At 38.2% G+C, this 24,532-nt stretch carries 17 protein-coding genes; 2 read left to right on the forward strand and 15 right to left on the reverse strand.

Going from position 1 to position 24,532, the window contains the following annotated elements; translation table 11 throughout:
- Positions 1-11: 11 nt before the first annotated feature.
- From lacZ to D569_RS0107020, 15 genes are all read right to left on the reverse strand, one after another.
- On the reverse strand, positions 12-3,134 hold the full coding sequence (gene lacZ / locus D569_RS0106950; RefSeq protein ID WP_018931687.1) for a beta-galactosidase, LacZ type: 3,123 nt from the start codon (positions 3,132-3,134) through the stop codon (positions 12-14).
- Positions 3,135-3,152: 18 nt separating this feature from the next.
- Positions 3,153-3,776 carry a bifunctional 4-hydroxy-2-oxoglutarate aldolase/2-dehydro-3-deoxy-phosphogluconate aldolase gene (locus D569_RS0106955; RefSeq protein ID WP_018931688.1) on the reverse strand — a complete coding sequence of 208 codons (624 nt, stop codon included), beginning with the start codon at positions 3,774-3,776 and terminating at the stop codon, positions 3,153-3,155.
- 21 nt (positions 3,777-3,797) lie between these two features.
- On the reverse strand, positions 3,798-4,751 hold the full coding sequence (locus D569_RS0106960; RefSeq protein ID WP_018931689.1) for a sugar kinase: 954 nt from the start codon (positions 4,749-4,751) through the stop codon (positions 3,798-3,800).
- 11 nt (positions 4,752-4,762) lie between these two features.
- Entirely contained in the window at positions 4,763-5,911 is a 1,149-nt protein-coding gene (dgoD, locus tag D569_RS0106965; RefSeq protein ID WP_018931690.1) for a galactonate dehydratase, read from the reverse strand.
- Between the two features lie 19 nt (positions 5,912-5,930).
- Positions 5,931-6,695: an IclR family transcriptional regulator gene (locus D569_RS0106970; RefSeq protein ID WP_018931691.1), complete on the reverse strand. Its 765-nt coding sequence runs from the start codon at positions 6,693-6,695 to the stop codon at positions 5,931-5,933.
- Positions 6,696-7,322: 627 nt separating this feature from the next.
- Positions 7,323-9,377 carry a beta-galactosidase gene (locus D569_RS0106975; RefSeq protein WP_018931692.1) on the reverse strand — a complete coding sequence of 685 codons (2,055 nt, stop codon included), beginning with the start codon at positions 9,375-9,377 and terminating at the stop codon, positions 7,323-7,325.
- Between the two features lie 8 nt (positions 9,378-9,385).
- Positions 9,386-10,465 (reverse strand): glycoside hydrolase family 53 protein, encoded by a 1,080-nt coding sequence (locus D569_RS0106980; RefSeq protein WP_018931693.1) that lies wholly within the window; start codon positions 10,463-10,465, stop codon positions 9,386-9,388.
- Positions 10,466-10,489: 24 nt separating this feature from the next.
- Complete coding sequence (locus D569_RS0106985; RefSeq protein ID WP_018931694.1) at positions 10,490-11,332, reverse strand: sugar ABC transporter permease; 843 nt, start codon at positions 11,330-11,332, stop codon at positions 10,490-10,492.
- The gene (locus D569_RS0106990) at positions 11,332-12,645 is read right to left on the reverse strand and encodes a carbohydrate ABC transporter permease (protein WP_018931695.1); all 1,314 of its coding nucleotides are present in this window, start codon (positions 12,643-12,645) and stop codon (positions 11,332-11,334) included. Before D569_RS0106990 ends, D569_RS0106985 begins: the two co-directional genes overlap by 1 nt.
- Positions 12,646-12,714: 69 nt before the next feature.
- A complete protein-coding gene (locus D569_RS0106995; protein WP_033404738.1) occupies positions 12,715-14,022 on the reverse strand; it encodes a sugar ABC transporter substrate-binding protein in 1,308 nt (435 codons plus the stop codon).
- 440 nt (positions 14,023-14,462) lie between these two features.
- Positions 14,463-15,338: an AraC family transcriptional regulator gene (locus D569_RS0107000; protein WP_018931697.1), complete on the reverse strand. Its 876-nt coding sequence runs from the start codon at positions 15,336-15,338 to the stop codon at positions 14,463-14,465.
- A 37-nt stretch (positions 15,339-15,375) separates the two neighbouring features.
- Entirely contained in the window at positions 15,376-16,566 is a 1,191-nt protein-coding gene (locus tag D569_RS0107005; protein WP_018931698.1) for an ROK family transcriptional regulator, read from the reverse strand.
- Positions 16,567-16,611: 45 nt separating this feature from the next.
- Positions 16,612-18,180, reverse strand: coding sequence for an FMN-binding glutamate synthase family protein (locus D569_RS0107010; protein WP_018931699.1), 1,569 nt, complete (start codon positions 18,178-18,180; stop codon positions 16,612-16,614).
- A 231-nt stretch (positions 18,181-18,411) separates the two neighbouring features.
- Positions 18,412-19,395 carry an aldo/keto reductase gene (locus D569_RS0107015; RefSeq protein ID WP_018931700.1) on the reverse strand — a complete coding sequence of 328 codons (984 nt, stop codon included), beginning with the start codon at positions 19,393-19,395 and terminating at the stop codon, positions 18,412-18,414.
- A gap of 16 nt (positions 19,396-19,411) precedes the next feature.
- Positions 19,412-20,269 carry an NAD-dependent epimerase/dehydratase family protein gene (locus D569_RS0107020; protein ID WP_018931701.1) on the reverse strand — a complete coding sequence of 286 codons (858 nt, stop codon included), beginning with the start codon at positions 20,267-20,269 and terminating at the stop codon, positions 19,412-19,414.
- Between the two features lie 844 nt (positions 20,270-21,113).
- Between D569_RS0107020 and D569_RS0107025 the strand changes: the two genes are divergently transcribed.
- Positions 21,114-22,643: a response regulator transcription factor gene (locus tag D569_RS0107025; RefSeq protein WP_018931702.1), complete on the forward strand. Its 1,530-nt coding sequence runs from the start codon at positions 21,114-21,116 to the stop codon at positions 22,641-22,643.
- Between the two features lie 10 nt (positions 22,644-22,653).
- Positions 22,654-24,417, forward strand: coding sequence for a cache domain-containing sensor histidine kinase (locus D569_RS0107030; RefSeq protein ID WP_018931703.1), 1,764 nt, complete (start codon positions 22,654-22,656; stop codon positions 24,415-24,417).
- Positions 24,418-24,532 lie beyond the last annotated feature (115 nt).

Below are 24,532 nucleotides of genomic sequence, written 5' to 3' on the forward strand. Positions count from 1 at the left end.
TCCAATAAAATTTATAAGCTATTTGACAAAATAGTTTTAGCTAGATGGCTGGGATCCTCATTAGATGAAAAAGGGATAAAGCGAACAGTAAACGCAAAGTCCTCTGCACGTAATTGATATTTATCTAAGACATCTGGACCACAGCTGGCGGAACCTAAGCCATGCTGTTTATAGTCAATATTTAACGTAAGGTTCTCCTGTCTGATCAGCTCATATGTATGTCTTGCTTGATCGAGATTTTCCATATCATAACGATGGACACTAAAATCAAAGGTTGGCTTTCCTCTCACCAATAGTCCAGTTCCAGATTCATGATATAGAGACATCCATTTTACTTGATGGCGATTGCCATTCTCTTGAGGGACAGCATAATTCGTAAATAGCTGATCGACAGTACTTTTCCAAACACCGAAACGATTAGCCTCTTTACTATCAGCATACGCTTCACCAGGCCCTCTGCCATTCCATCGCACATGATCAAGTGCATCTGGCACTTTCATTTGCAAGCCAATTCTGGGGAGAGTATCTGGAGTATCTCCTTCAAATTGACCAGTAACCGTAACTTGAACATCTCCACTGGCATAGACATCATAGGTATAAGTTGTTAAGATTGCCCATGCTAATTTAGATGGGGCGATTCTTACTTTTGCTATTATCTGTACTTGTTTATTATCATCTGCAGTTCGATAGCTAAAATCATCAAGTCGATGCTGTAACCAATGTAAACCATATTTCTGCCAGTATGCTTTATTGCTGATAGGCTTCCACTGGTTTGTTTCGTAAATATCATTATCTATTAGCGCACGCCAAAAGTTTAATTTCGGGGTGCTTTCAATAACTTTCTCCCCAAGATAATTCCATCCTTCGACAAGACCGGTAATCTTGCTGAAAGAAACGTCGAATTCACTTCCTTGAACATGTAATTGATTACGTCCGTCCTCAATAACTAAAGTACCTGATTGCAGTCGCTCCACTGCTGGTTGTGTTACTTGAACAGGTATCTCAAATTGGGACCAGGCAACTTCATAGCCTACACTCGCCCATTCGGTATCCTTTGCTAATACTACTTTTACATGAAGTATATAATTGGTATGAGCGAATACATTTTCAGGTGTAGAAAAATCGATGCGAACCTCTTCCTTAACTTCTGGCATAATTCCAGAAAGAGCTACTGATCCACTTTCGACAATGCTGCCATCTGCTTCAACCGTCCATACTAATTGCAGATGACTTAAATCGATGAAGTCATATCGATTGGTTACGGTTACTGTTTTGCCTAGCCAGTCAACAGCACTTATCTTCACCGGTTCTAATATTTTTTTATACTCATGTAATGCTGGTGATGGGGTATGATCAGACATGACTAAGCCATCCATTACAAAGTTGGAGTCATTCGGCTCGTCTCCAAAATCTCCACCATAAGCAAAATATACTTCTCCCTTTTCGGTTGTTTTGCGAATGCCGTGGTCCATCCATTCCCATACAAAGCCACCCTGGAGTCGAGGATAACGGTAAAATGTTTCCCAGTACTCTTTTAGTGCACCAGGACTGTTCCCCATCGCATGGGCATACTCACAAAGAATATGAGGGGTTTGTAGAAAATCCTTTTTTCCTAACCGTTTTAAAATATCGATATCGGTATACATTGTCGTAAAAACGTCAGAAGATACCGGGTCTTTTTCCGGGTCCATATTACTGCCATTCATAATGGTGCGACATTCACCTTCGTAATGGACAAGACGTGACGGATCGCGCTCTTTTGTCCATTGATACATGGCATCATGATTCTGACCGTAGCCTGATTCATTTCCTAACGACCACATCATAATCGATGGATGGTTTTTATCGCGCTCTACCATTCGAATCATTCGATCAAGGTAGGCTTCCTGCCATTCTGGATCATCACTAATCAAATGAGGCTGCCCAATATATTCGAAGCCATGACATTCTAAATCTGCTTCATCAATGACATACAATCCATACTGATCACACAATGCGTAAAAACGTGGATCGTTTGGATAGTGGGCTGTTCTCACAGCATTGATATTATGGCGCTTCATCATTTTGACATCTTCGACCATCCAGTCGTATGGGACAGCTTTTCCGAAATCAGGATGATGATCATGACGGTTAACTCCTTTTAATTTAATTGCTTTCCCGTTAACTAGTAACAAACCATCTTTTAATTCAATGGAGCGAAAGCCGACTTTTACCGGAATAACCTCGATGATTTGATCATCTTTTTTTAATATAATGAACAACTGATATAAGGATGGAGTTTCTGCACTCCATTTCAATGGGGCTTCTACTTCAATTGTTTGTACACTTTTCTGTTGATCAATAGTTGCTTCTGCCTGCTTTACTAATGACCGTTCTGGATGATATAACTGATATTCTATGTTGTAGTTTTCAGTCGGCAACTCATTCAGTACTGTTTCGATGTTTAACTTCGCATGATGGTAGTCTTGATCCAACTCCGTTTCTACAAAAAAGTCTTGCACATAACAGGATGGACGAGCTAGTAAATAAACATCACGGAAAATACCGCTCAGCCACCACATGTCCTGATCTTCGATGTAGCTGGCATCTGACCATTGGTATACTTTCACTGCAATTGCATTCTCACCAGTTTGGACATAATCAGTCACATTAAACTCTGCAGGAATACGACTTCCTTGGCTGTATCCAACTTCCTTGCCATTGATAAAAAGGTGAAAAGCACTGTCTACTCCTTCAAATCGGAGAAAGATATGTTGGTTCTCCCAATCTGGATCTATATAAAAATAGCGACGATAAATACCAGTCGGATTTTCCGTCGGAATTCTCGGTGGATCAATCGGGAATGGATACTGCTTATTCGTATAATGTGGAATTCCGTATCCATTCATTTGCCAGTTAGATGGCACAAACAACTCATCCCAATCACTTGCATCCCCTTCGCAAACATCCTCAGGCACTTGTTGAGTTGTATCAAAATAGGCGAATTTCCAGGTGCCATTAAGTAGCTGAAAGCGATCGGAATTGCTTCTTTGATTGGTCCAGGCTGATGCTTGATTTGCAAAAGGAATATAGTATGATCTGGCATTTTCTCGGTTTCGTTGTAAGACGGACAGGGTCTCCCAGTCTTTCGTCATCTTGTTCACTCCATTCCTCTAAACTTTTGCCATAAATTGTTTTGCTCTTTGTGTTAACGTTCTTAAATCTTCTTTAGAATATGTCTGTTGTTTTTTCACTAAGGAACTGCCTAAACCTGCTGCCACTGCTCCTGCCTGAAAATAAGCAGATATATTATCAAGGTTAACCCCACCTGTCGGCATTAGCGGAATATGTGGTAATGGTCCTTTTATGTCTTTGATATAGGTTGGCCCTAACACTGTTGCAGGAAAAACTTTGATAAGATCCGCGCCATTTTCATAGGCGGTTAAAATTTCTGTTGGAGTCATAGCTCCCGGAATACTTACAATACCGTACCTTTTCGTTAACTTAATCGTATCTATGTCAACGGTTGGAGAAAAAATGAATTGCGAACCTGCCATAATTGCTGCCCTAGCTGTTTCCGGATCTAAAACGGTTCCCGCACCAATGATCAGCTCTTGCTCAAATTCTTTACTTAGCTGTTCTATAGCATCTAACACATTCGGCGTATCGACCGTAATCTCTAATGCTCTAATTCCTCCTTGATGAAGTGCATGTGCTACATCAAGAATATGTTCTGATGGTACTCCGCGAAGTATTGCGACTAATTTATGTTGATATATACTTTGCAAGACATCCATTAACCATGAACTCCTTTCGTATTACCTGCTCACATCTTCTTTTGTATCGTGAACAAACCGTTCCATTTCTTCGATATCGGGCAATCCTTCTACATCACCATTCACCATCGTTACCATTGCACCTATGGCATTAGCCCTGGCTAGCGTCTTTTCAAGCGGTAGTTTTTCCAGTAGTCCAGAAATCACTCCTGCGGCAAATCCATCCCCTGCGCCAATGGGGTCAACGACACGTTCGATCGGATAACCAGGAACAAAAGTCTGTTCCTCTTTTGTAAAAAAAGAGGCTCCTTTACTACCTTGTTTAAGGATGACAACCTCCGCACCGTTTTCAAGAAAAAAACTACCATACTGCTCAAGTTCATGTTGACCAAATAAATACGCTGCTTCACTTACTCCAGGTAGAACAATATCGGCTTCCGCTGCAATTTCTAATAACACTTGTCTTGCTTTTTCTTTCGATCCCCATAATTTCTCGCGAATATTTGGATCAAATATAATCGTTATGTTATGTTTCTTAGCGTATTCAATCGCTTGTTTGACTGCCTGATAGCAGCTTTCACTCAATGCTGGTGTAATACCAGTTAAATGAAGATACTTTGCACTGGCAATATAATCTTCATTGATATCGGTTGGACTTAATTTACTGGCAGCAGAGCCAGCACGATAGTAATAGACACGGACATCTTGTTCACTTCTTAGTTCTTTAAAATAGAGACCTGTCTGTGCTTGCGTATCTTTTTTCACTTGAGAAATATCTACTCCTTCTCCTCGAACAAAAGAAATAAGTGCTTTTCCTAATTCATCATTACCTACGCGACTTATCCACCCAGCTTGTAAGCCAAGACGTGTAACACCGATTGCGACATTTGTTTCTGCTCCAGCAAATTTACGAGAAAATTGCGAAGCATAGCGCATTTTCCCTGTTGTATCAGGTGTAAAAAGAGCCATTGATTCCCCTATTGTTACAACATCCATCAGATCCCTCCTTACCATTCTGCTACCGTTCCATCTTGATGACGCCACACAGGATTTCGCCATCTTTGTCCTTCTTTTGCCATTTCCTTTACTTTTTCTTCATTGATTTCAATACCAAGACCTGGTCCTTGAGGAATTTTGACGTGTCCGTCTTGGTAATCAAATACGGTTTTGTCTGTAATATAATCTAGTAAATCATTCCCTTGGTTATAATGAATGCCTAGACTTTGTTCCTGAATAAACGCATTGTGAGCGGTTGCATCCATTTGTAAACAAGCAGCTAAAGCAATTGGACCTAGTGGACAATGTGGTGCAACAGCAATATCATACGCTTCTGCCATCGAAGCAATCTTTTTCACTTCAGTAATTCCGCCTGCATGAGATAAATCTGGCTGAATAATATCTGCGTAACCGGATTCAAATAACGGTTTAAAATCCCAACGAGAATACATTCTCTCACCAGTCGCAATCGGAATGCTTGTATGTTTCGCTATTTCTGCTAATGCTTCATTATTTTCTGGCAAAACGGGCTCTTCGATAAACATCGGACGAAATGGCTCCAGTTCTTTTGCCAATATTTTAGCCATTGGTTTATGAACACGCCCATGAAAGTCAATACCGATACCGATATAATCTCCGACCGCCTCACGTACAGATGCAATTCGTTCGATAACGCTATCAATTTTTTCATAACTGTCTACATATTGTAGTTCTTCTGTTCCATTCATTTTTACAGCAGTAAAACCTGCTTCCACTACTTTTTTGGCAGCTGCTCCTACATCACTCGGGCGATCCCCGCCAATCCAGGAATAAACACGAATCGAGTCACGACAGGCACCACCTAACAGTTGATAGGCTGGAGCATTAAAGTATTTCCCTTTAATATCCCATAATGCTTGATCAAGGCCAGCAATCGCACTCATTAAAATCGGACCACCACGGTAAAAACTAGCGCGGTACATCACATTCCAGTGGTCCTCAATTTTTAGAGGGTCCTTTCCTATGAGAAAGTCAGCCAATTCAAGTACTGCTGCTTCCACTGTTGCTGCCTTTCCCTCAACTACAGGCTCTCCCCAACCTGCAATACCTTCATCTGTTTCCACTTTGACAAAACACCATCTTGGTGCTACAACAAATGTTTCGATATTGGTAATTTTCACTCTCCAACACACCTTTCAGCTAGTTTTTTATATAACCTAATTTTGCGGATATCTGTTTACTTTGCGTTAAAATAGCTTGTGCTAAATCCTCTTTAATCCTTTCGTTTGTTACTCGATCAGCAGGTCCTGCAATACTGATAGCAGCAACAACATTACCATCATGATCATAAATCGGAGCTGCAATACAACGAATACCTTTTTCATGTTCCTGTTCATCGATTGCATATCCTCTATCTCGAATTTCCCTTAATTCTTTTTGCAGATTGACTTTATTGGTAATCGTGGTCTCTGTAAATTTCGCTAGTCTTTTTTCTGCAATTAAATGATCTATTTGCTCTTCTGTGAAACCTGAAAGTAGTGCTTTTCCTACCCCTGTACAATGCATTAATGCTCTTCTTCCAATTTGGGAATACATTCTTAATGTTTGGTCACTTTCCACTTTATCGATGTAAACGACTTCATTATGATCATGAATACAAAGGTGCACTACTTCACCTGAGCTTTTAGCTAAATTGTGTAATGCTTCTTTCGCAACTTTTCGGATATCCAGTTGATTTAACAAGGAACTCGCTAAAACGAGACATTGAATACCAAGTCTATAATGACCTGACTGTTCATCTTGTTGTACATAGCCATTTGTCATTAATGTGCTTAACAGGCGATGTACGGTGCTTTTTGCTAGTGATAATTCCTTGGATAGATTCGCGATACTTAAACCTTCCGGATATGCTGATAATATTTCTAAAATAGAAAGCGTTCGTTCAACTGATTGAACTTGGGACATAATTACTTCTCCTTTTAATCTGTTTCGTATTATGGAACGTTATTCTTTTATATGGAATAACTTTATCTTACATACATACTTGCAGATTCGTCAAGTGAAATTCACCCAATAAATAGACCGAAAAATGTTCTTACGGACAAAAAAAGGGTGAATGAATAAAATTAGTCTATAAGATCATTTCTTAAGGACAATAATTTGCCAATTTACGATAAACTGTCCGTAAGATCAATTCTTACAGACAAAATTTGTACTGATAACGAAATTTTGTCCATAAGAAATTCCCTTAGTAACTAACTTTCAGGGTGGCATTAACACTATGTGGACCGCATCAATTGAGATAAAGGAATCACGGTGAGTTTCCCGAACCGATGATGACTTATCATAGAAGGCGCCTAGTTTTTGGGCGCTCGGAGCTAGACATCTGTGCAAAATTTTTACTTTCCTATCTTATAAGAAAAACTGAACAAAATTCGCTCAGCCCTTATGAATAAAAAGCTAAAGGTTAACCATTTCTCTAGCATCCATTTTGAAATATTTGAACTGCCTTACCACCACTCCGGCTGTCCACTTTCCTTATAAGTAAAAAAGGCATTCCTGATGCGGGAATACCTTTTACTTTCACCTTATTTATAATTTTTTCATCACTTTGACACCGAATCCTGCTAACGAAACGATTTCTGACACTTCGTTATCTGTTATCAAATCTCGATAAGTCTGACCACTCAAGTTAATATCTTTTATCTGATTTGAAAAGTTCATTAAGAACAAGAATTCGTTTGTACCATCTGTACGAACCTGAGCACTAACGTCTTTTGGTAATAAACCACCAGTCGCTCGTTTCAATGATAGCTGATCTACTAATTTTTCAAAAAAAGCACGATGGAATGCCTGATCATTTCTCGAAGCAATATAATAGGCTTTTCCATCACCAAGTTGATTCACCGTAAGTGCAGGTCTTCCTGCATAAAAATCACTGCCATACTGTGCTAATGCTTCCGCGCCTTCTAAATGAATTAAATCACACAATTCTTTTGCTTCAAATTCACCACGCAAGTCTAATTCATTATTGCCTACTACTTTAATGCGATTAGTTTCGCCATCATATAAACCATCGATTTCTTCAGACCAGATTCCTAACGTTTTACGTAATGGACCTGGGAAGCCACCAAGGAAACAAAGGTCATTTTCATCGACAATCCCAGACCAGTAAGTCGTAACAAAAGTCCCGCCATTTTGGACAAATTTTTCAATATTTTCACCGACTCCAGGTCTGACCATATAAAGCATTGGTGCAACAACTAATTTGTATTTAGAAAGATCTTTCTCCGAATCGATGACATCAACGGCGATACCTTGCTCCCAAAATGCCTGGTAATGTTCTGTCACGGTACGTTCATAATGAACACCCGCATTACGTGGTCCTTGGGCATCTTTGACTGCCCAACGATTTTCGGTATCAAAGATAATTGCCACTTCTGCATCAACCGTTGTCCCTACTACTTCATCTAATTTAGCTAGGCCATCGCCAAGCTCTTTCACCTCTTGGAAGACACGAGTATGCTCATGCCCTGCATGGTCGACTACCGCACCGTGGAACTTCTCACTGGAGCCACGGCTTTTACGCCATTGGAAGTATTGGACGGAATCAGAGCCATGTGCTACCGCTTGTAATGATGATAAAACATGCATACCTGGCTTTTTCAGCTTACTGATCGGCTGCCAATTCGTTAAACTTGGCGTGCTCTCCATTAATAAAAATGGCTTGCCATCTTTTAAAGAACGGAACCAGTCATGGTTCATCGCTGTATAAGCAGCAAGGTAGGATTCGTCTTGCTGATCATGCCATGTAGGATAAGAATCCCATGAGATCACATCGATATCATCAGCAAATTTTGCGTAGTTTAATCCTTCAAATGTTTCCATAAAGTTTGCTGTTGCTGGCATATCAGGTTTAACTGCTTTTAATGGCTTTACTTCATGACGATAAAAATTTAATGTTTGATCCGTGACAAAACGTTTCCAATCAAGGTTTTGACCATGAACCATTGTTTCTCCGTGTGGTGCAGGAGATTCCACTTGAGACCAACTCGAATAAGTATGACTCCAAAACGTTGTCCACCATGCATCATTTAATGCATCTAATGTTTGATACTTTTTCTTGAGCCATTCACGAAACGCATCTTGACAATAATCACAATGGCACTCCCCGCCATATTCGTTGGACACATGCCAGCCGATTACTGCTGGGTGATCAGCATAGCGTTCTGCCAATTTACTATTCATTATTTCTACTTTTTCTCGATATACAGGTGATGTAAAGCAGTGATTATGGCGCATTCCGTGCAGATTTCGTACACGGTTAGCCCCAACTCGTAATACTTCTGGATACTTTTCTGACATCCATGCCGGTCTTGCACCACTCGGGGTCGCTAGAAAAGCATAAATGCCATTTTCGTGAAAAGTATCAAGTAATTTATCCATCCACTCAAACGTAAATCTTCCTTCTTCAGGTTCTAATTTCGCCCAGGAAAAGATCCCAACCGACATCACGTTACAGTTAGCAAGCTTCATTAAGCGAATATCTTCTGCTAACACTTCTGGGTATTTCTCCCATTGCTCAGGATTATAATCTGCACCATGGAGCATTTTTGGTATTTTGTCGCTTACCGGGTTAAATTTCATCCTATCATCTAACTCCTTCTTGTTGATTTTTCATTAGAAAATGCATCTAGTCCCATTAATTTATTGCCTTCATAATCAAATAAGGTCAAATGAGACCAATTATTTTCATGGCCAACTGACCATTCCTGTTTGGAAGGAATCCAACAAGGTTCCCAATAATAAATGCCTTTACCTAGATTATCTGGTATTTGTTTTACTGTTTCCATTAACTTCTCCAAATAGGCTCTTTGGCCCTTTACAGTGGCAGGGTATCCCGGTACAAGATGTTCACGAAAATCCGGTGCTTCATCTACCTCTGGAATTTCATCTGGCACAATCCAAGGATAAGCAACTTCCACTACTATTATTTCTTTCTGATAACGAATTGCGATATCTTCCATATTTGCTTCAAAATCTTCATATGGACCATGCCACCAAGGATAATAGGAGAGACCGATCACATCATATTCAAGCTGATACTTTTCCATTTGATCGTAGAATTTACGTGAGCCTGGATTATCTCCTCCTCGGTCAATATGAATCATTGTTTTTATCTGGTCATCGTCCTTTGTGGCAGCTTGCACACCATCAAGTCCTGCTTTAATAAGCGGAATAATTCCGGCCCAATTCTCAACTTTCCTTGATCGTTCTTCTTTATAAATCTTTCCGTCTTCCCACAACATACCGTTCGTAATCTCGTTACCAATCTGAACCATGTCTGGTGTTACATCTTCTTGCTTAAATGCTTCGATAACTTCTTTTGTATAACTATATACAGCTTCGACAAGCTCTTCGAAGCTTAGATTCTCCCAGGCTTTTGGCTTTGTCTGCTTGCCCGGGTCTGCCCAATAGTCAGAGTAATGAAAATCTAACAAAAATTCCATATTGTAAGCTTTTATTCTTTTGGCCATTTTTAACGTTCTATCTATATTACAATATCCCCCAGTGGGTGTATGCCATAGTCGTAAACGAACAGCATTAACTCTTGCACGGTGCAATATTTCCATCACATCGACGGCTTTACCATTCTCATAATACTGTCCACCTTCTGTTTCTACTTCATCGACAAATGACAAGTCGACACCCTTAATAAACTCTTTTTGTGTCATATATGAATCCCCCAAAATTGATGATTATCCTTTTGTACCACCTGCTGTTAAACCAGATATTAAATAACGTTGTAAGAACAAATAAACAACAGCTACCGGTATCGCGATTAAAATGGCACCAGCGGTAAATCTTGTAAAATTGTTAGAGAATTGATCATTTATAAAGTTAAATAACCCTAACGCAATCGTGTAATTCTCCGGACTGTTCAATACGATAGAAGGTAAAATAAAGTCAAATAAAGGTGTCATAAAGTTAAATAACGCAACAACGGCTAGAATTGGTTTTGCCAATGGTAATACTATTCGCCAAAACACCGTAAAATGACCTGCTCCATCAATTCGAGCGGCTTCATCTAACTCTCTTGGGATCGTATCTAAGTAACCTTTTACAAGCCATGCATTAAATGGAATTTGACTTCCTACATATATCAGGATTAAGCCTGTTAATGAATCCAGTAATCCTACTAAGTGTAAGAAAATATACAAAGCTACCATCGCCATCATAACCGGGAACATCTGCAATATTAAAAAGGTATATAACGCAGAAGTTCTCCCAACGAATTTATACCTAGAAAATGAAAATGCGACAACCGACGTCATAATGACAGAGAACAGGGCAGCGCAGCCTGAAACAATCATACTGTTCTTATACCATGTTACATAATTACTTCTCGGGTCGGTAAACAACCATTTATAATGCTCTAACGACCAGTTTTCTGGAATAATGGAAGAGGAGTAGAGACTCTGTCCAGGGTTTAATGACATACCAATAGCCCAAACAATTGGGTAAAGGATAATCACTGTCATAAACACAAAAATAGCATATATACCGGTTAACTCCAGTGCTGATTTTAATTTTGGACTCATTAAATATTCCCCTCCTCTTTAAATGAATTGGTACGTCTGAATTGGAAAAAGGCAAATACCGAAACGATTAAACCAATGATTAAGGAAATCGCAGCAGCCATGCTGTAATTGTTCGTATCAAACGTTAATTTATATACCCATGAAATCAAGATATCGGTACCACCTGCATTTTGTCCTTGTACAGCTGGTCCACCTTCATTAAAGAGATAAATAATATTAAAGTTATTAAAATTCGTCGTATATTGAATGATTAATAATGGTGCTGTTGCAAACAACACGTGAGGCAAGGTAATATTTCTGAATTTCTGGAGACGTGTTGCACCATCCACTTCGGCTGCTTCATACCATTCAGATGAGATACTTTGTAGCACCCCTGAGAAAAGTGCAAATACGAATGGATATCCTAACCAAGTTTGGATCATGATCAATACAATTTTGGTATAGGTTGGATCCGTTAACCATGGTAGTCCATTGCCACCAATTAACGGTATAATAATATCGCGGTTTATCGCACCAAATTCATCATTAAACATAGCCGCAAAAATTAATATCGAAACAAACCCTGGCACTGCCCATGGTAAAATCAGAATTGTACGAATCGTTTTCTTAAATTTCACCCGCTTATCATTTACTAATACAGCTAAAATCAAACCAACTACAATCTGGAAGGAAGTAGCAACAACAGTCCAGATTATAGTCCAGCTAAATACACTAATAAACGTATTTTGCCAAATCGGTACGGTTGCTAAATCTTTAAAATTATTGAAACCTATCCACTCTACTAAATTTCTCGGCGGAGAATTGTAAAGGTCATAGTTTGTAAAGGCTAATGCAACTGCAAATAAAAGTGGAAAAACAACAGTGAAAATCAGCAGCACTAATCCAGGTGCTGTCATAATATATGGGAATGCCTTATCATAGCTATTTTTAATTGCTTGTTTAAAAGTTGGAGGCTGCCAGCCATTATTTAATAAAATCGCCTGTTTTCTTGCATCCCGCACATTAAAGATATATAACATTATCGCGAAAGTAATTAAAATTAAGGAAACAATCCCATAAACGAGCAAATAAATCGAATGATCGACACCAGGAATCGTTCCTAATGTAATAATTCCCCAAAGTCCTAACCAAAGAAAATCAAAAGTCGCTAGGATAAAGGCAATTTCCAAAATAACAAAAGAAATTCCCTTCATATAGCGCTTGTTATAGATTTGACCTAAACCTGCAAGTAAGATGGAAAGTACCATTGCTACGTTTGGATTGAACTTTTTTTGATTATTGGTTAGTTTCTTCTGTTCTTGGTGTTGGGGCATAAATACCACCTCTTTCTATAATTAGTACAAATGGAGAGTGGAAAAGCAGAACTTTCCCACTCTAGCTGTTTATTCATCTGCTGATAAACCACCAGAAACGTCCATATTATCTTTAATATTTTGTACAGTATCCGTTAAAGCTTCTTCGACATCTGCATTGTTATTAATCAATTCAATCGCAACATCCATATCCCAAACTTGTGCCATTTGAGGGATGTTAGGCATCGGTGTACCATGCGGTACTTGTTCTGTATACCCTGCATACATCGGATCATCTACTGCATCCAAAATTTCTGGTCTTGGTGGTAATTCACCAGTTACATCATAATAAACTTGAGAATTTTCATCGTTGGTCATAAACTTAGCTAAATCTTCTGCCCATTCAGGGTGATCACTATAGTATGACACTAACCATGATTTTACCCCGATAAAGGATGGAGCTGTTTCCCCATTCATTGCTGGAAGTGGTGCTGTTGCAACGCTGTCACCTAGTGCTTCTTTATAGATCGGCATGTTCCACGGCCCGCTAAATACCATTCCAACTTTTCCTTCTGTGAATAGACCATCTAATACATCTACAGTTAATGTTTTTGGAATTAAGCCCTCATTAAGAAATTCTTGATATTTTGTTAAACCTTCAATAGCCCCTTCATTATCTAATCCGATATCACTTGGATCATATACACCATCTTCTTCACCAAATACATATCCACCATAAGCATTCATAAATGAGTACAAGTAATAAAATTCCGGTGATACTAAGAAGCCATATTGATCATTGCTAGCGTCAGTTACTTCTTTAGACATTTCTAATACTTCATCAATAGTTTCTGGTGCACTTTCGATAATGTCTTTGTTATAAAAAGCAAAATACGTTTCTACTGCCACTGGAGCACCATAAACATCCCCATCGTAAGTAAATGCATCAATTGCTACGTCTGTAAACCCATTCATTTCTTCCTCTGTATAGTTGATTGGTAATGCTAAACCTTGGGCGATAACATCGCCTAAACGATCTTGAGGTTGGAAGAATAAATCCGGACCATCACCAGTAGGACCAGCTAATGCTAATTCCTCTACCTGGTCAGGCATTGCCACTCTTCGATAAGAAATTTCAATTCCTGTTTCTTCGGTATACCTATCAAACATTTCAGTTGAAACATCTTCAGCAATATCTTCGTCATTTATCCAGACAACTAGCTCTTCTGGCTTATCTGCCTCTTCTGATTCTTCTGTACCTTCTGTTCCGTCAGCCTCTTCACCATTACCAGTAGTTTCTTCAGCACCTTCACGTTCTGGAGCACATGCCGCAAGTAAAAGTACGAATGCTACCATCAATAATAAACCCCATAAAGTTTTCTGTTTTAACAACTTCATGACCTCCTTAATAAATTAATTTAATTATCTCTACAAAATTAATTATAAAGCGATTTCATAACGATTTATATATCAAATTATTCTATATTACTTTCATATAATGAAACACAAAATTATAACCAGAGATAAGTTATTCGATGAGGGTATGAGAAAAGCGCAGAGCGCCCGATTACAAACGTTGCGACTGGTTTAACAAGGTCATTGCGCTGTTTTTATATTTTCTTTCTATATTAACAGTAAATGAAAATAGTGAGATTCTAATGGCAAAGGGAGAATATACTTCTGCCGTAAGCTCAGTGGAGTTGATGCAGAGGCGACCTCACCTGTTGAACTTGTAGAGTTAATCAAACAGTTGGTCTGTTCATTGGCAAAACAATATGAAGTTTGAGATCAACAAAAGACTGAGTTGCAAATATTTGATACAAACAAATCCTGCACCATTATTGATGCAGGTTCCGGTAAGTGGAAGGTGTGACACCTTCGCGCTTTTTAAATGTTGTAACAAAGTGGCTGACGCCATTAAACCCAACTTGTTTGGCAATCTCTTTCAAAGATAAATCCGGTGTAGTGATCAAGATGCGTTTGGCCTCTCTGATCCGTAATTGTACAAGAAAAGAATAAGGGCTAATACCGAAAGTATCATGAAACATCGTATTTAAATGTTGAGAACTAACTTGTGCTTTTTCCGACATTTCTAATAAACCAATGTCTTGTGGATAGACTTGTTCCAACCACTCAACAATACCTCTTATTTTTTCAAATGATTGCAAAACTGATAGTTTATTATTCATTTGACCATATTTTTTCAATCGCATTAAGAATTGATAGAGATCTGCTGAAATTTCATGTGCTAAATGATGCGGATCTTGAAACTCTTCTAGTTTCCCGATAATTTTCTCCATGTGTCTATTAAAAGAAATATTTTCATTTTCCTCATAGAAAGCTGAATAATTCATATCTAACGCATTTAAAATAGGATCTATCGCTGCTCCTGTAAAGGTAATATAATACGTTTCCCAATGTACATTCGCTTCGTGATCAGAATAATATTGATGAGGTGTATATGGCGTTAACAAAATACCTTTGCCTGGTGGTAAAGAAAAAGATTGATTGGCTAGCTCAATGATTCCCTCACCTTTCACCGTTTGTAACCAATGATAATAGGGATATCCTTCTTGCCGATTAAAGTCCAATTCATAAGGATTATAACCAATACTCTCAATATATAAGGGTAAAGGGTTTTCAGAAACGGAAAAAGTAAATCGTTTTTTCTCAGCCACTTTATCACAACTTTCTTCACAAATAGTCCATTTCAACCACCATTATAAAGTAAAATAGTAATAATGAATACTCCTACTCTACTACCGGCTCAAACAATTCACTTAAAATTAGCGCGACTGCCCCGAGTGAAGAACCATATTCTCCCAATTTAGATAGATAGATTGGCGTTGTCTGTGCTCTTTCTGAGATCGCTCTTGTTTTAATCGTGTCAATAACTGGGTCCAGAATATAGGAGTCAGCATTTGAAACCCCGCCGCCAATAATAATGATACTAGGGTTACAAACGTGTATTAAATTGGTCAGTGCAATTCCTAAATAAGTTCCCGCTTCCGTTAACACATCCTGGGCTAATCGATCTCCCTCGATCGCCGCTTGATGTACTACTTCCGCTGTTATCGTTCCACGATACTCCGATAAGCTGCTTGCATTACCTTGCTCTAATAATTCGATTGCTTTCTCTGCAATGGCAGGCCCTGAAGCAACCGTTTGTAGACAACCTTCGTTTCCACATGAACACTTTTTACCATATAAATCAACTGTCATATGGCCAATTTCACCAGCAATGCCATGTTCTCCACTATATAACTTGCCATCAATTACAAGACCGGCACCGATACCTCGTCCGACATTTACCGCAATCATACTTTTGTTAGCCATTTGATTCTCAAACCATGCTTCTCCTAAAGCTAATGCTTTCGCATCATTTTCAACTTTTACATCCATCTCAAATGCTGCTTCTAAATGATCTTTGATTGGTATATGTCTTAAGTTTAAATTAGGTGCAAAGATTGAAATGCCTTGCTCAGAGTCTACAACACCATGCATCGCCACACCAATCCCGATATATTGTAAGGAAGACTGCTTCGTTATTAATTGTTTAACGCCACTAGTAAGCATGTTTAGAAAACTATCGTTAGTTAATGCTTCTGCTATTTCTTGTTCTACTTCATCCACGATTTCCCCAGCCAAGTCTGAAATAATAAAACGAATATCACTTGGACCTACGTCAATGCCAATGATATGGAAACCATTCGTATTAAGCACTAACATCGTTGGTTTTCTTCCACCCTGTGAAATACCGAGCTGACTTTCTTTAATTAGTCCTTGTTCCAACAGTTCTTTTACAATGCTTCCAACAGTTGGTGGTGTTAATTGGGTCTCTTTAGCAATTTGTGCGCGTGAAATAGTGCCTGCTGTCCGAATTTTATTTAAAATAATAGATTTATTGATTGATTTCATCCATTGAAAGCTACCACGTTGCATCTTCTTCCCCCAACTTTCTTAATATACTTTAATAAGTATACCACATTATTTATTGGTCATTAAATGATTCTCGTATACTACATCATACAGATCTTTATATGCAACATGCTTTTCTCTTAATTGTGTTGGGGATTCTAAACCTGCCGCTGCCGCTATATTATAAAGCCCTTCTCTAATCGATATCACATAATTCGTTACGCGATAAGATTTCTCTTCTATATCCAAACCCCTTTGCAGCTTCGGATCGGTTGTTGCTACACCTACAGGACAATGATTCGTATGACAAACTTGTGCCATAATACATCCTGTTGTGATCATAAAGGCTCTCGCAACCTGGACTAAATCTGCCCCTAGTGCTAAAGCAAAAGCAATTCGATCCGGTGTAAACAATTTACCTGATGCAATAATTTTCACTCGATCACGAACTCCTGCCTGAACTAATGCATTATGAAGGATCGGAATCGCTGACTTAATCGGAAGCCCGACACTATCTGTTAGCTCCTGGAAAGTAGCTCCTGTTCCACCTTCTCCCCCATCGACAGAAATAAAATCTGGTTTCTTACCTGTTTCTTTCATAGCTTCTGCTAATTGGTAAACATCCTTCTCTTGTCCGACAACTATTTTTATGCCAACTGGTTTTTCAGTTACCTCACGTATTTGTTCAACAAAATCTAGCAAACCATGAACATCTGAAAATTGCTGGAACCGATTCGGACTGTCATTCGATTGAAATGGCACAATACCTCGATCCCTAGCAATTTCTTCCGTTACTTTTTCCGCCTCAAGATGTCCACCACGTGTCTTTGCACCTTGGGCAAGCTTCAATTCAAAGGCTTTTATTTGATCAATAGTAGCCTTCTTTTTTAGTTGTTCCCAAGACATTTCTCCATCAGGTGTGCGCACACCGTATAAACCAGGGCCAATTTGCAAGACTAAATCTACATTCCCTTTTAGATGATAAGAGGATAGACCACCTTCTCCAGTATTCATCCATGTACCACCAGCTCGCCCAAGTCCAATAGAAAGTGCGGTGATCGCCCTTTCACCTAGTGCACCATAACTCATTCCAGCCATACCGATTAATCCTCGCACATGAAAAGGATTTTCTGTTTCCGGACCAATTACAATTTCATGCTCCCTTCCTAACAAATAAGGGGATACTTTCTGTGCCTGACGATGTTCTTTTCTGGCAAAAAGATTCTCCTTATCAATGTGATATATTTTGGTATCCACTTTTGGTTCATGGTCAATCGATAGTTCTTCTTTCAACTTTGGAAACATCGTGTTTTTAATATAATAGCCTGGTTGATCAAAATCCCGCTTCGAACCAAAGCCTTCTAATCTTTTTTTATACTTTGCCGGCATGACTATATGGAGATAATCTTTTCTAGAAAATGGCTTCCCTGTATCATCTTCGGTGAACAGGTATTGTCTTAGCTCAGGTCCGATATTCTCCAGAAAATAACGCACTCTCCCTATGAGTGGATAATTTCGTAAGACTGCGTGTCTTTTTTGGTTTCGGTCTTTCCAAAACCATAAAATCATAAGTGCCCCAGGAATAATTAAAATCACCAATACAATTGCCAATAAAATAACGGAAGCAATATCTGCCATATTCCCCCTCCATTCTATAACTCTCTTTTATGTATGATGCTTTTTAGAAAAAACCCTTACTACTGTTCACATTATGAATAGTCAAATTAGGAAAAATAGATTTGTTGTGGATTTTCGAAGAAGTTGCTGCTTGTGCACTCTTTAGATATGCATTAGAAACTTTTCAGGCACCAATTTTATTACTTTCCTAACATATGAAAAGGTATGGAAAACTTCCATACCTTCATTGTATTAATAGGGACCGCGAATATGATCGTGTACTTCATTTTTATAAAAGCTGCGTATTTTTTCTAACTCATGGTCGGAGAACGCGGGAACGTTAACTGCTGCCAGGTTATCTTCGACTTGTTTTACTGTTTTAAAACCTGGAATCACGGAAGAAACGGCTTCATGGCTTAAGATCCATTTCAATGCTGCTCTTGTCATATTGCCTCTTCCCTCTGCAATCCATTCTAATTGCTTACTTAATTCTACGCCTTTAGTAAAAGACAAACCTGCAAAAGTTTCTCCGACATTAAATGCTTCACCATTTTGATTAAACTTACGGTGATCATCATCTTCGAACTGGTGATTTGTCGAGAATTTACCAGTTAATAACCCACTTGCTAACGGCACTCGAGCTAATATACCGATATTCTTCTCCTGTGCAACTGGGAATAATTCTGTGATTGGCTTTTGACGGAACATGTTAAAAATCACTTGTAAGGCTGCTACATTCGGATTTTCCATTGCAAGCAATCCTTCTTCAACTGTCTCAACACTTACACCATAGTGGCGAATTTTTCCTTGTTGCTGTAATTTATCCAAAACCTCAAATACCGCTCCATCTCGAATAATTTCAATTGGTGGACAATGAATTTGAATCAAGTCTAATTGTTCACGTTGTAATCTACGCAAACTGTTTTCTACATAATTGGTAACAGATTCTTCTGAGTATGTAGCAGGATCATGAATATCTCCAGCTCGACAAAATTTGGTTGCGATATAAATCTTATCTTCTTTTCCTTTCGTTGCTTTCGCAAGTAACTCCTCACTATGACCATCACCATATACATCAGCAGTATCAAAGAAGTTTACCCCGGCATCCATTGCTCTTGCCAATCCATTTAATGCTTCTTCATCATTTGTTTGGCCCCATGCACCACCTATTGCCCAAGTACCAAAGCTTAACTCACTTATTTTCATATCAGTATTGCCAAATTGACGATATTGCATAAAGTATCTCTCCTCTTTATTGATTGTTTGCTTTTACATAATCACGCCAGTTATGAACAGGCTGCCAACCTAACACTTCTTTTGCTTTTTTATTACTTAGTAAAGTTTCATACCCCTCTAACGGCTCACGAAAATCGGCTACATTAGGAAAGTACTTCTCCATCAGCTCTTTGCTTGTGATATCCATACTGGAGTTGTCAGCGGCAAGGTTAAGTGTTACTGTTCCTAGCCCATCCTTTTCAACTGCTAATCGACAGGCTACTCCAGCATCTCGTGCATCGATATAACTCCATAAAATCGGCTTACGCAATTCGGGTTTATGTATAAACGCCGGGAAATTCTCATACATATGTGGAGCAATAACATTACCTACCCGCATCGATACAACTTGCATACCTGTACGCTGATGTATCATGTCAGCTGTTTTTTCGTTAACGATTTTAGAAAGACCATAACTATCCTCTGGCATTTGCGGATGTTCCTCATCGACAGGTACATATAAAGGTTGTAGGTCTTGTTTACTAAAGACAAGCCCATAGGATGATTCACTAGAAGTAATCACTGCTTTTTGGATTCCTAGTGTACCTGCTGCTTCTAAAATATTATAAGTTGACATGACGTTATTTTGAAATGTTACTTCATTTGGATGGGAATACGCTACCGGTATTGCTGCTAAGTGAACGACAGCATCTGCACCTTCAAGCACTCCGTACACTTCACCAAGATTGGTTAAGTCTGTAATAATTGTTTTACATTTTGGATCTTCTGGGTGTTTTTGATCGACATTAACTACCTCATAATCATGATCCAAAAATTCCTGAATAACAGACGGTCCTAATAAACCGCTCCCACCTGTAATCACTACCTTTGTCATACCGATGCCACCTTCCCCTTCTTTGTTTACGTTTTCACAGATTATTATACGTGCTTTTCCCAAAGATTAAAAAGAATCCGCTCAACTATCATTTTCATCTAATTCGTAGTAGATATAAACTGCGAAGTAATGAAAGGAGAAAAAGTGAGGCTTTCTCCCATTCCTGCTTAATGATGAGTGCTCACATACGCTCCGGCAGAATACTGCGCTTTCCGTGGGCTCAGCTTCAGCTAACTTGGTGAAGAAAGGCACTTCACCAAGTGGATCTTCAGCTCTCGCTGTCCCACAGGAGTCTCCGTATTCTGCCTACGCTATTTTTGTTATCTGATTATAGAAAGAAATGAACTCATGGAACTAACTTTTCTGTTTAATTACAGTACTTATCGAGCTGTAAAAACCCTTTTAGCATAGTCGTACCCTACGCTACATATGGTGGAGAAATCGACTGGCTGATTACGGATAAGTGTTGTGGAGCATATCTTAACGAAGGCCGCCCACTTTCACTCCTGTGGGAATGGTTTGTCCTGAAGATCCACTTTTTCGAGCGGTTTTGGCTCGAAAAAGTTAGCTGAAGGGCAAACCCCACGGAAAGGGAAGTGGGCAGCCGGAGTGGTAGTTATCATCACGATATATTTCAAAATTATCTCTTAATGCAGTACGAGTACGGGAGGAGAACAAAATCCATGTCCAGTTACTTCACAGTTTATAAATTATACACATCACTTCTAAAGGTAGAGTTGGCTTTCTTTTCTGTTTCGGTTATCGATCAATGTTTTATTGTCTGATATGATAGAAAATAGGTAAGATATGATCAAATCCTTACAAAAGGAGGACTCTGGCATTAATGAAAGAATTTTATAAAGTTCTGATTGTCGATGATGAAATGCTAATAAGGCAAGGAATTATAAATTATATTGAATGGGAAAGTGAAGGATACAAAATTATTGGGGAAGCTTCAAATGGTGAAGAAGCGCTACAGTTGATGGAATTATACCACCCCCATATTATGATTACCGATATCGTCATGCCAGGAATGGATGGCATTGAATTAGTGAAGAACGTAAAAGAAAACTACCCTGAAACAGAAGTTATTGTATTAAGCAGCTTTGAAGATTTTGATTACGTAAGACAAACGTTTCAAAGCGGTGTAGCTGATTATATTCTGAAACCAAAATTAAATACAAAAGAGTTATTAGATACCTTAAACCGTGTCACTCAAAAGCAAAAAAAGGCAGCGAATGTAAGCAATAGCCAATCATCAATGGGAGAAATATGCAAAAAGATCATAGAGGGCTATCAATCCATACGTGAAATGGATTTTGCACGAAAACAATTTACATATGATACGTTCACTCTTATTGAGGCGCTTTGGAATAAAAAAGAAACTAGTACATTATCTATTACTACTATAAAAAACCAACTAGAGAAACAGCTCTCAAAGGTAAAAGTGCAACATATTCCATTAAAGGAGCATAGTATCTTATTTCTCGTTAATTTCAATTCCGATGATTTGCCACAAGTAAAAGATGCTATTTATGCATGTGATAAGGAAGATGATTCATCGAGTCTAAAATGGATTATCAGCACACCTTTTCAGACTATCGACACACTAAAAAACACGTATGAGACAAACCATCTAACCATACAGCAATATCATTTTTATTTGCCGGACCGCACGTTCCTTTTCTACGATGACTTGCCTGAAGCAGCAGAAACAAAGGCAGTATTTGACTTGAATCAGCTGATATATTTATTTAAACACAAGCAATTCCAGGAAGCTTTTATCTATCTAAATGAACATATAGGATTACTCTCCAATCAATATGAAACAGATGTTTTTGAATTTAAATCATGGCTAGAAAACATTATGTTTAATATTATCGTTCTACTCGGAAACATGAAGTATGATATTGAAGAGCTCGAGGCAGAAAAATATCACTATTTCTCAGAAATCAATGAAGCCTTTCATGTACGAGAAGCGATATCGATATTTGATACATTTTTAGCAAAAGTAGAGAAAAAAGTACGGCCTACAAGTACCGAGACAACTTCCAACATCCAGCTGTTATTAGATTATATTGAGGAACATTATGACAGTCATTTAACATTGAGTACGTTAGCTGATCATTTTCATTTTAATCCTTCCTATTTATCGAGCTATTTTAGTAAACATCACCGCGAAGGGTTTAGTGAATACTTGAATCATGTTCGTATCAAGAATGCGAGGAAATTGTTGAAGGAAACGGATATGCCTATATCGGCTGTTAGTGAAGCGGTAGGATATTCTGACCATAGTTATTTCACAAAAGTATTTAAAAAGCTGACGGCTAAATCGCCAAGTACTTACCGCAAAGAAAACAAACCGACGAATTGAGGCTGTTTGAATGAAGAAGTTAATCCGTATTATACAAACAAATAATCTATTTATGAAGATTTTCTTAGTCATGGTAATCAGTATCATCGCCGTATCGTTATCGATCACCTACAGCAGCATTCGTATGTCGAGTAATTTATTTATCGATACATTCAGCATCACCAATTCTAAAATTATGAATCAAATCACCGAAAGATTTAATTCTTTTACGGATTCGATTGTGTCAGCCTCACTAGAGGTCGATACAAATGGCACAATCAAACAATTGCTACAGGAAGAGCAGGAAAATGCTATTGACAAATCCATCTTCTATTATCATATGACCAGAGAAATGGATCGAATTTATGCGGAAGTAGATCCTAATGATGCTAATATGATTATTATGAGCAACAATCAGGACATTTTTAATATGAAATACGTTAAATGGCAAGTTGATGGAGAAAAATTAGCTAATCATGAAATGATAGATCGTGTAGAAGCTAGCCCAAATGACATCGTGTATCAATTCGAAGATTCAGAGGTGACCAATGGTGTTCCGATGATCATTGCTTCCAAAGCCTTAAAATTACGATCAGACTATATATATGGTTATTTATTTTTTTCACTGACGGAACGAGACCTAAAGAAATTTTATGAAAGTTATACAGGGGCCGGAAATAACGTAATGTTAGTTTCACCAAACGGCCAAATTATTTCTAGTAACCAAGAAAAAATGATCGGGGAATCATCTCCCGAATTGTTAGACTATGCGAAGAGTTTTGAAGATAAAAATTCAGAATACCGAAGAGTAGATATTTTTGGTCAGAACTACATTCTCCTTTCCGAGTATATACCTAGCCTTGATATATATCTTGTCAATTTGATTGATCAGGAAATCATTGCTGAAAATGTCATCGATACTAGTGAAATTGTCTTGATTAGCATTGCTATTGTCAGTTTGGCAGTTCTTGTTGCCTTCTTAATATTGCGTAAGATGACCGTATCCATTAGTCAACTTGTTCATCAAATTTCAGATATGGCCAGGTATCAATTTAATAAACCATTAAAGGAAACAGGCGGATATGAAACAAGAAAAATAGCAAAGGCTTTCAATTATATGTTAAATGAACTGCAGGATTATGTTCAAATTTTGATGAATACACAAGAGAAACAAAGAAAAGCAGAATTAGAAACTTTGCAACACCAAATTAATCCGCATTTTATCTATAATACATTAGCTTCCATTAAATTTATGATTCGACAAGAGAAAAAAGAAAAAGCAGCTGACACCATTGATTCCTTTATTGCCTTAATTCAAAACTCTTTAAGCAATATCGAGGAAACGATAACAGTTGAACAGGAATTAGAGAACCTCAAAAATTATGTGCAAATTAATCAAGCAAGATACGGTGATCGAATACAGGTCAATTACTTGGTAGCACCTGACTGTCTGCATCTTTATTTACCTAAGCTAGTTATTCAACCTTTTATCGAGAATGCTTTCTTTCATGCGTTTACAAAGAAAAAAACTGGTTTCATTCAAATATTAATTGCGCAAAAAGAAGATTCGCTTATCTGTGAAATTATTGATAATGGCGATGGCATGATACCAGAGCGGTTAGACAACAAAACCATCAAATCAAAAGAGAAAAGACAACTGTTCAGTGGTATTGGAGTAAAAAATGTGCATGAGCGCATTCAATTATTGTATGGAAAAGATTACGGCGTAGAAATAGAAAGTGAGCCAGCAAAAGGAACAAAAGTAAAAATTAAGCTACCTGTTAGAGAATTATAATCCAAAAACCGTCTACCTAAAAAAATTACAAAATCTAAAATAAATCATAATAAAAGTCATGGAAATCATTCAGTCTAAAAATAGTTTCATTTTTTGCTAAAGATCTTTCAAGAGG

The sequence above is a fragment of the Gracilibacillus lacisalsi DSM 19029 genome (genome assembly GCF_000377765.1).
In the GTDB taxonomy this organism is placed as follows: Bacteria; Bacillota; Bacilli; order Bacillales; family Amphibacillaceae; genus Gracilibacillus; species Gracilibacillus lacisalsi.

Excerpts from the sequence above, each read along its gene's own strand:
- D569_RS0107020 (WP_018931701.1), bottom strand. The coding sequence starts at position 20,269 with ATGACAAAGGTAGTGATTACAGGTGGGAGCGGTTTATTAGGACCGTCT.
- D569_RS0106980 (WP_018931693.1), bottom strand. The coding sequence starts at position 10,465 with ATGACACAAAAAGAGTTTATTAAGGGTGTCGACTTGTCATTTGTCGAT.
- D569_RS0106960 (WP_018931689.1), bottom strand. The coding sequence starts at position 4,751 with ATGGATGTTGTAACAATAGGGGAATCAATGGCTCTTTTTACACCTGAT.
- D569_RS0106970 (WP_018931691.1), bottom strand. The coding sequence starts at position 6,695 with ATGTCCCAAGTTCAATCAGTTGAACGAACGCTTTCTATTTTAGAAATA.
- D569_RS0107030 (WP_018931703.1), top strand. The coding sequence starts at position 22,654 with ATGAAGAAGTTAATCCGTATTATACAAACAAATAATCTATTTATGAAG.
- D569_RS0107015 (WP_018931700.1), bottom strand. The coding sequence starts at position 19,395 with ATGCAATATCGTCAATTTGGCAATACTGATATGAAAATAAGTGAGTTA.
- D569_RS0106990 (WP_018931695.1), bottom strand. The coding sequence starts at position 12,645 with ATGCCCCAACACCAAGAACAGAAGAAACTAACCAATAATCAAAAAAAG.
- D569_RS0106955 (WP_018931688.1), bottom strand. The coding sequence starts at position 3,776 with ATGGATGTCTTGCAAAGTATATATCAACATAAATTAGTCGCAATACTT.
- lacZ (WP_018931687.1), bottom strand. The coding sequence starts at position 3,134 with ATGACGAAAGACTGGGAGACCCTGTCCGTCTTACAACGAAACCGAGAA.
- D569_RS0107005 (WP_018931698.1), bottom strand. The coding sequence starts at position 16,566 with ATGCAACGTGGTAGCTTTCAATGGATGAAATCAATCAATAAATCTATT.
- D569_RS0106985 (WP_018931694.1), bottom strand. The coding sequence starts at position 11,332 with ATGAGTCCAAAATTAAAATCAGCACTGGAGTTAACCGGTATATATGCT.
- D569_RS0106995 (WP_033404738.1), bottom strand. The coding sequence starts at position 14,022 with ATGAAGTTGTTAAAACAGAAAACTTTATGGGGTTTATTATTGATGGTA.
- D569_RS0107025 (WP_018931702.1), top strand. The coding sequence starts at position 21,114 with ATGAAAGAATTTTATAAAGTTCTGATTGTCGATGATGAAATGCTAATA.
- D569_RS0106975 (WP_018931692.1), bottom strand. The coding sequence starts at position 9,377 with ATGAAATTTAACCCGGTAAGCGACAAAATACCAAAAATGCTCCATGGT.
- D569_RS0107010 (WP_018931699.1), bottom strand. The coding sequence starts at position 18,180 with ATGGCAGATATTGCTTCCGTTATTTTATTGGCAATTGTATTGGTGATT.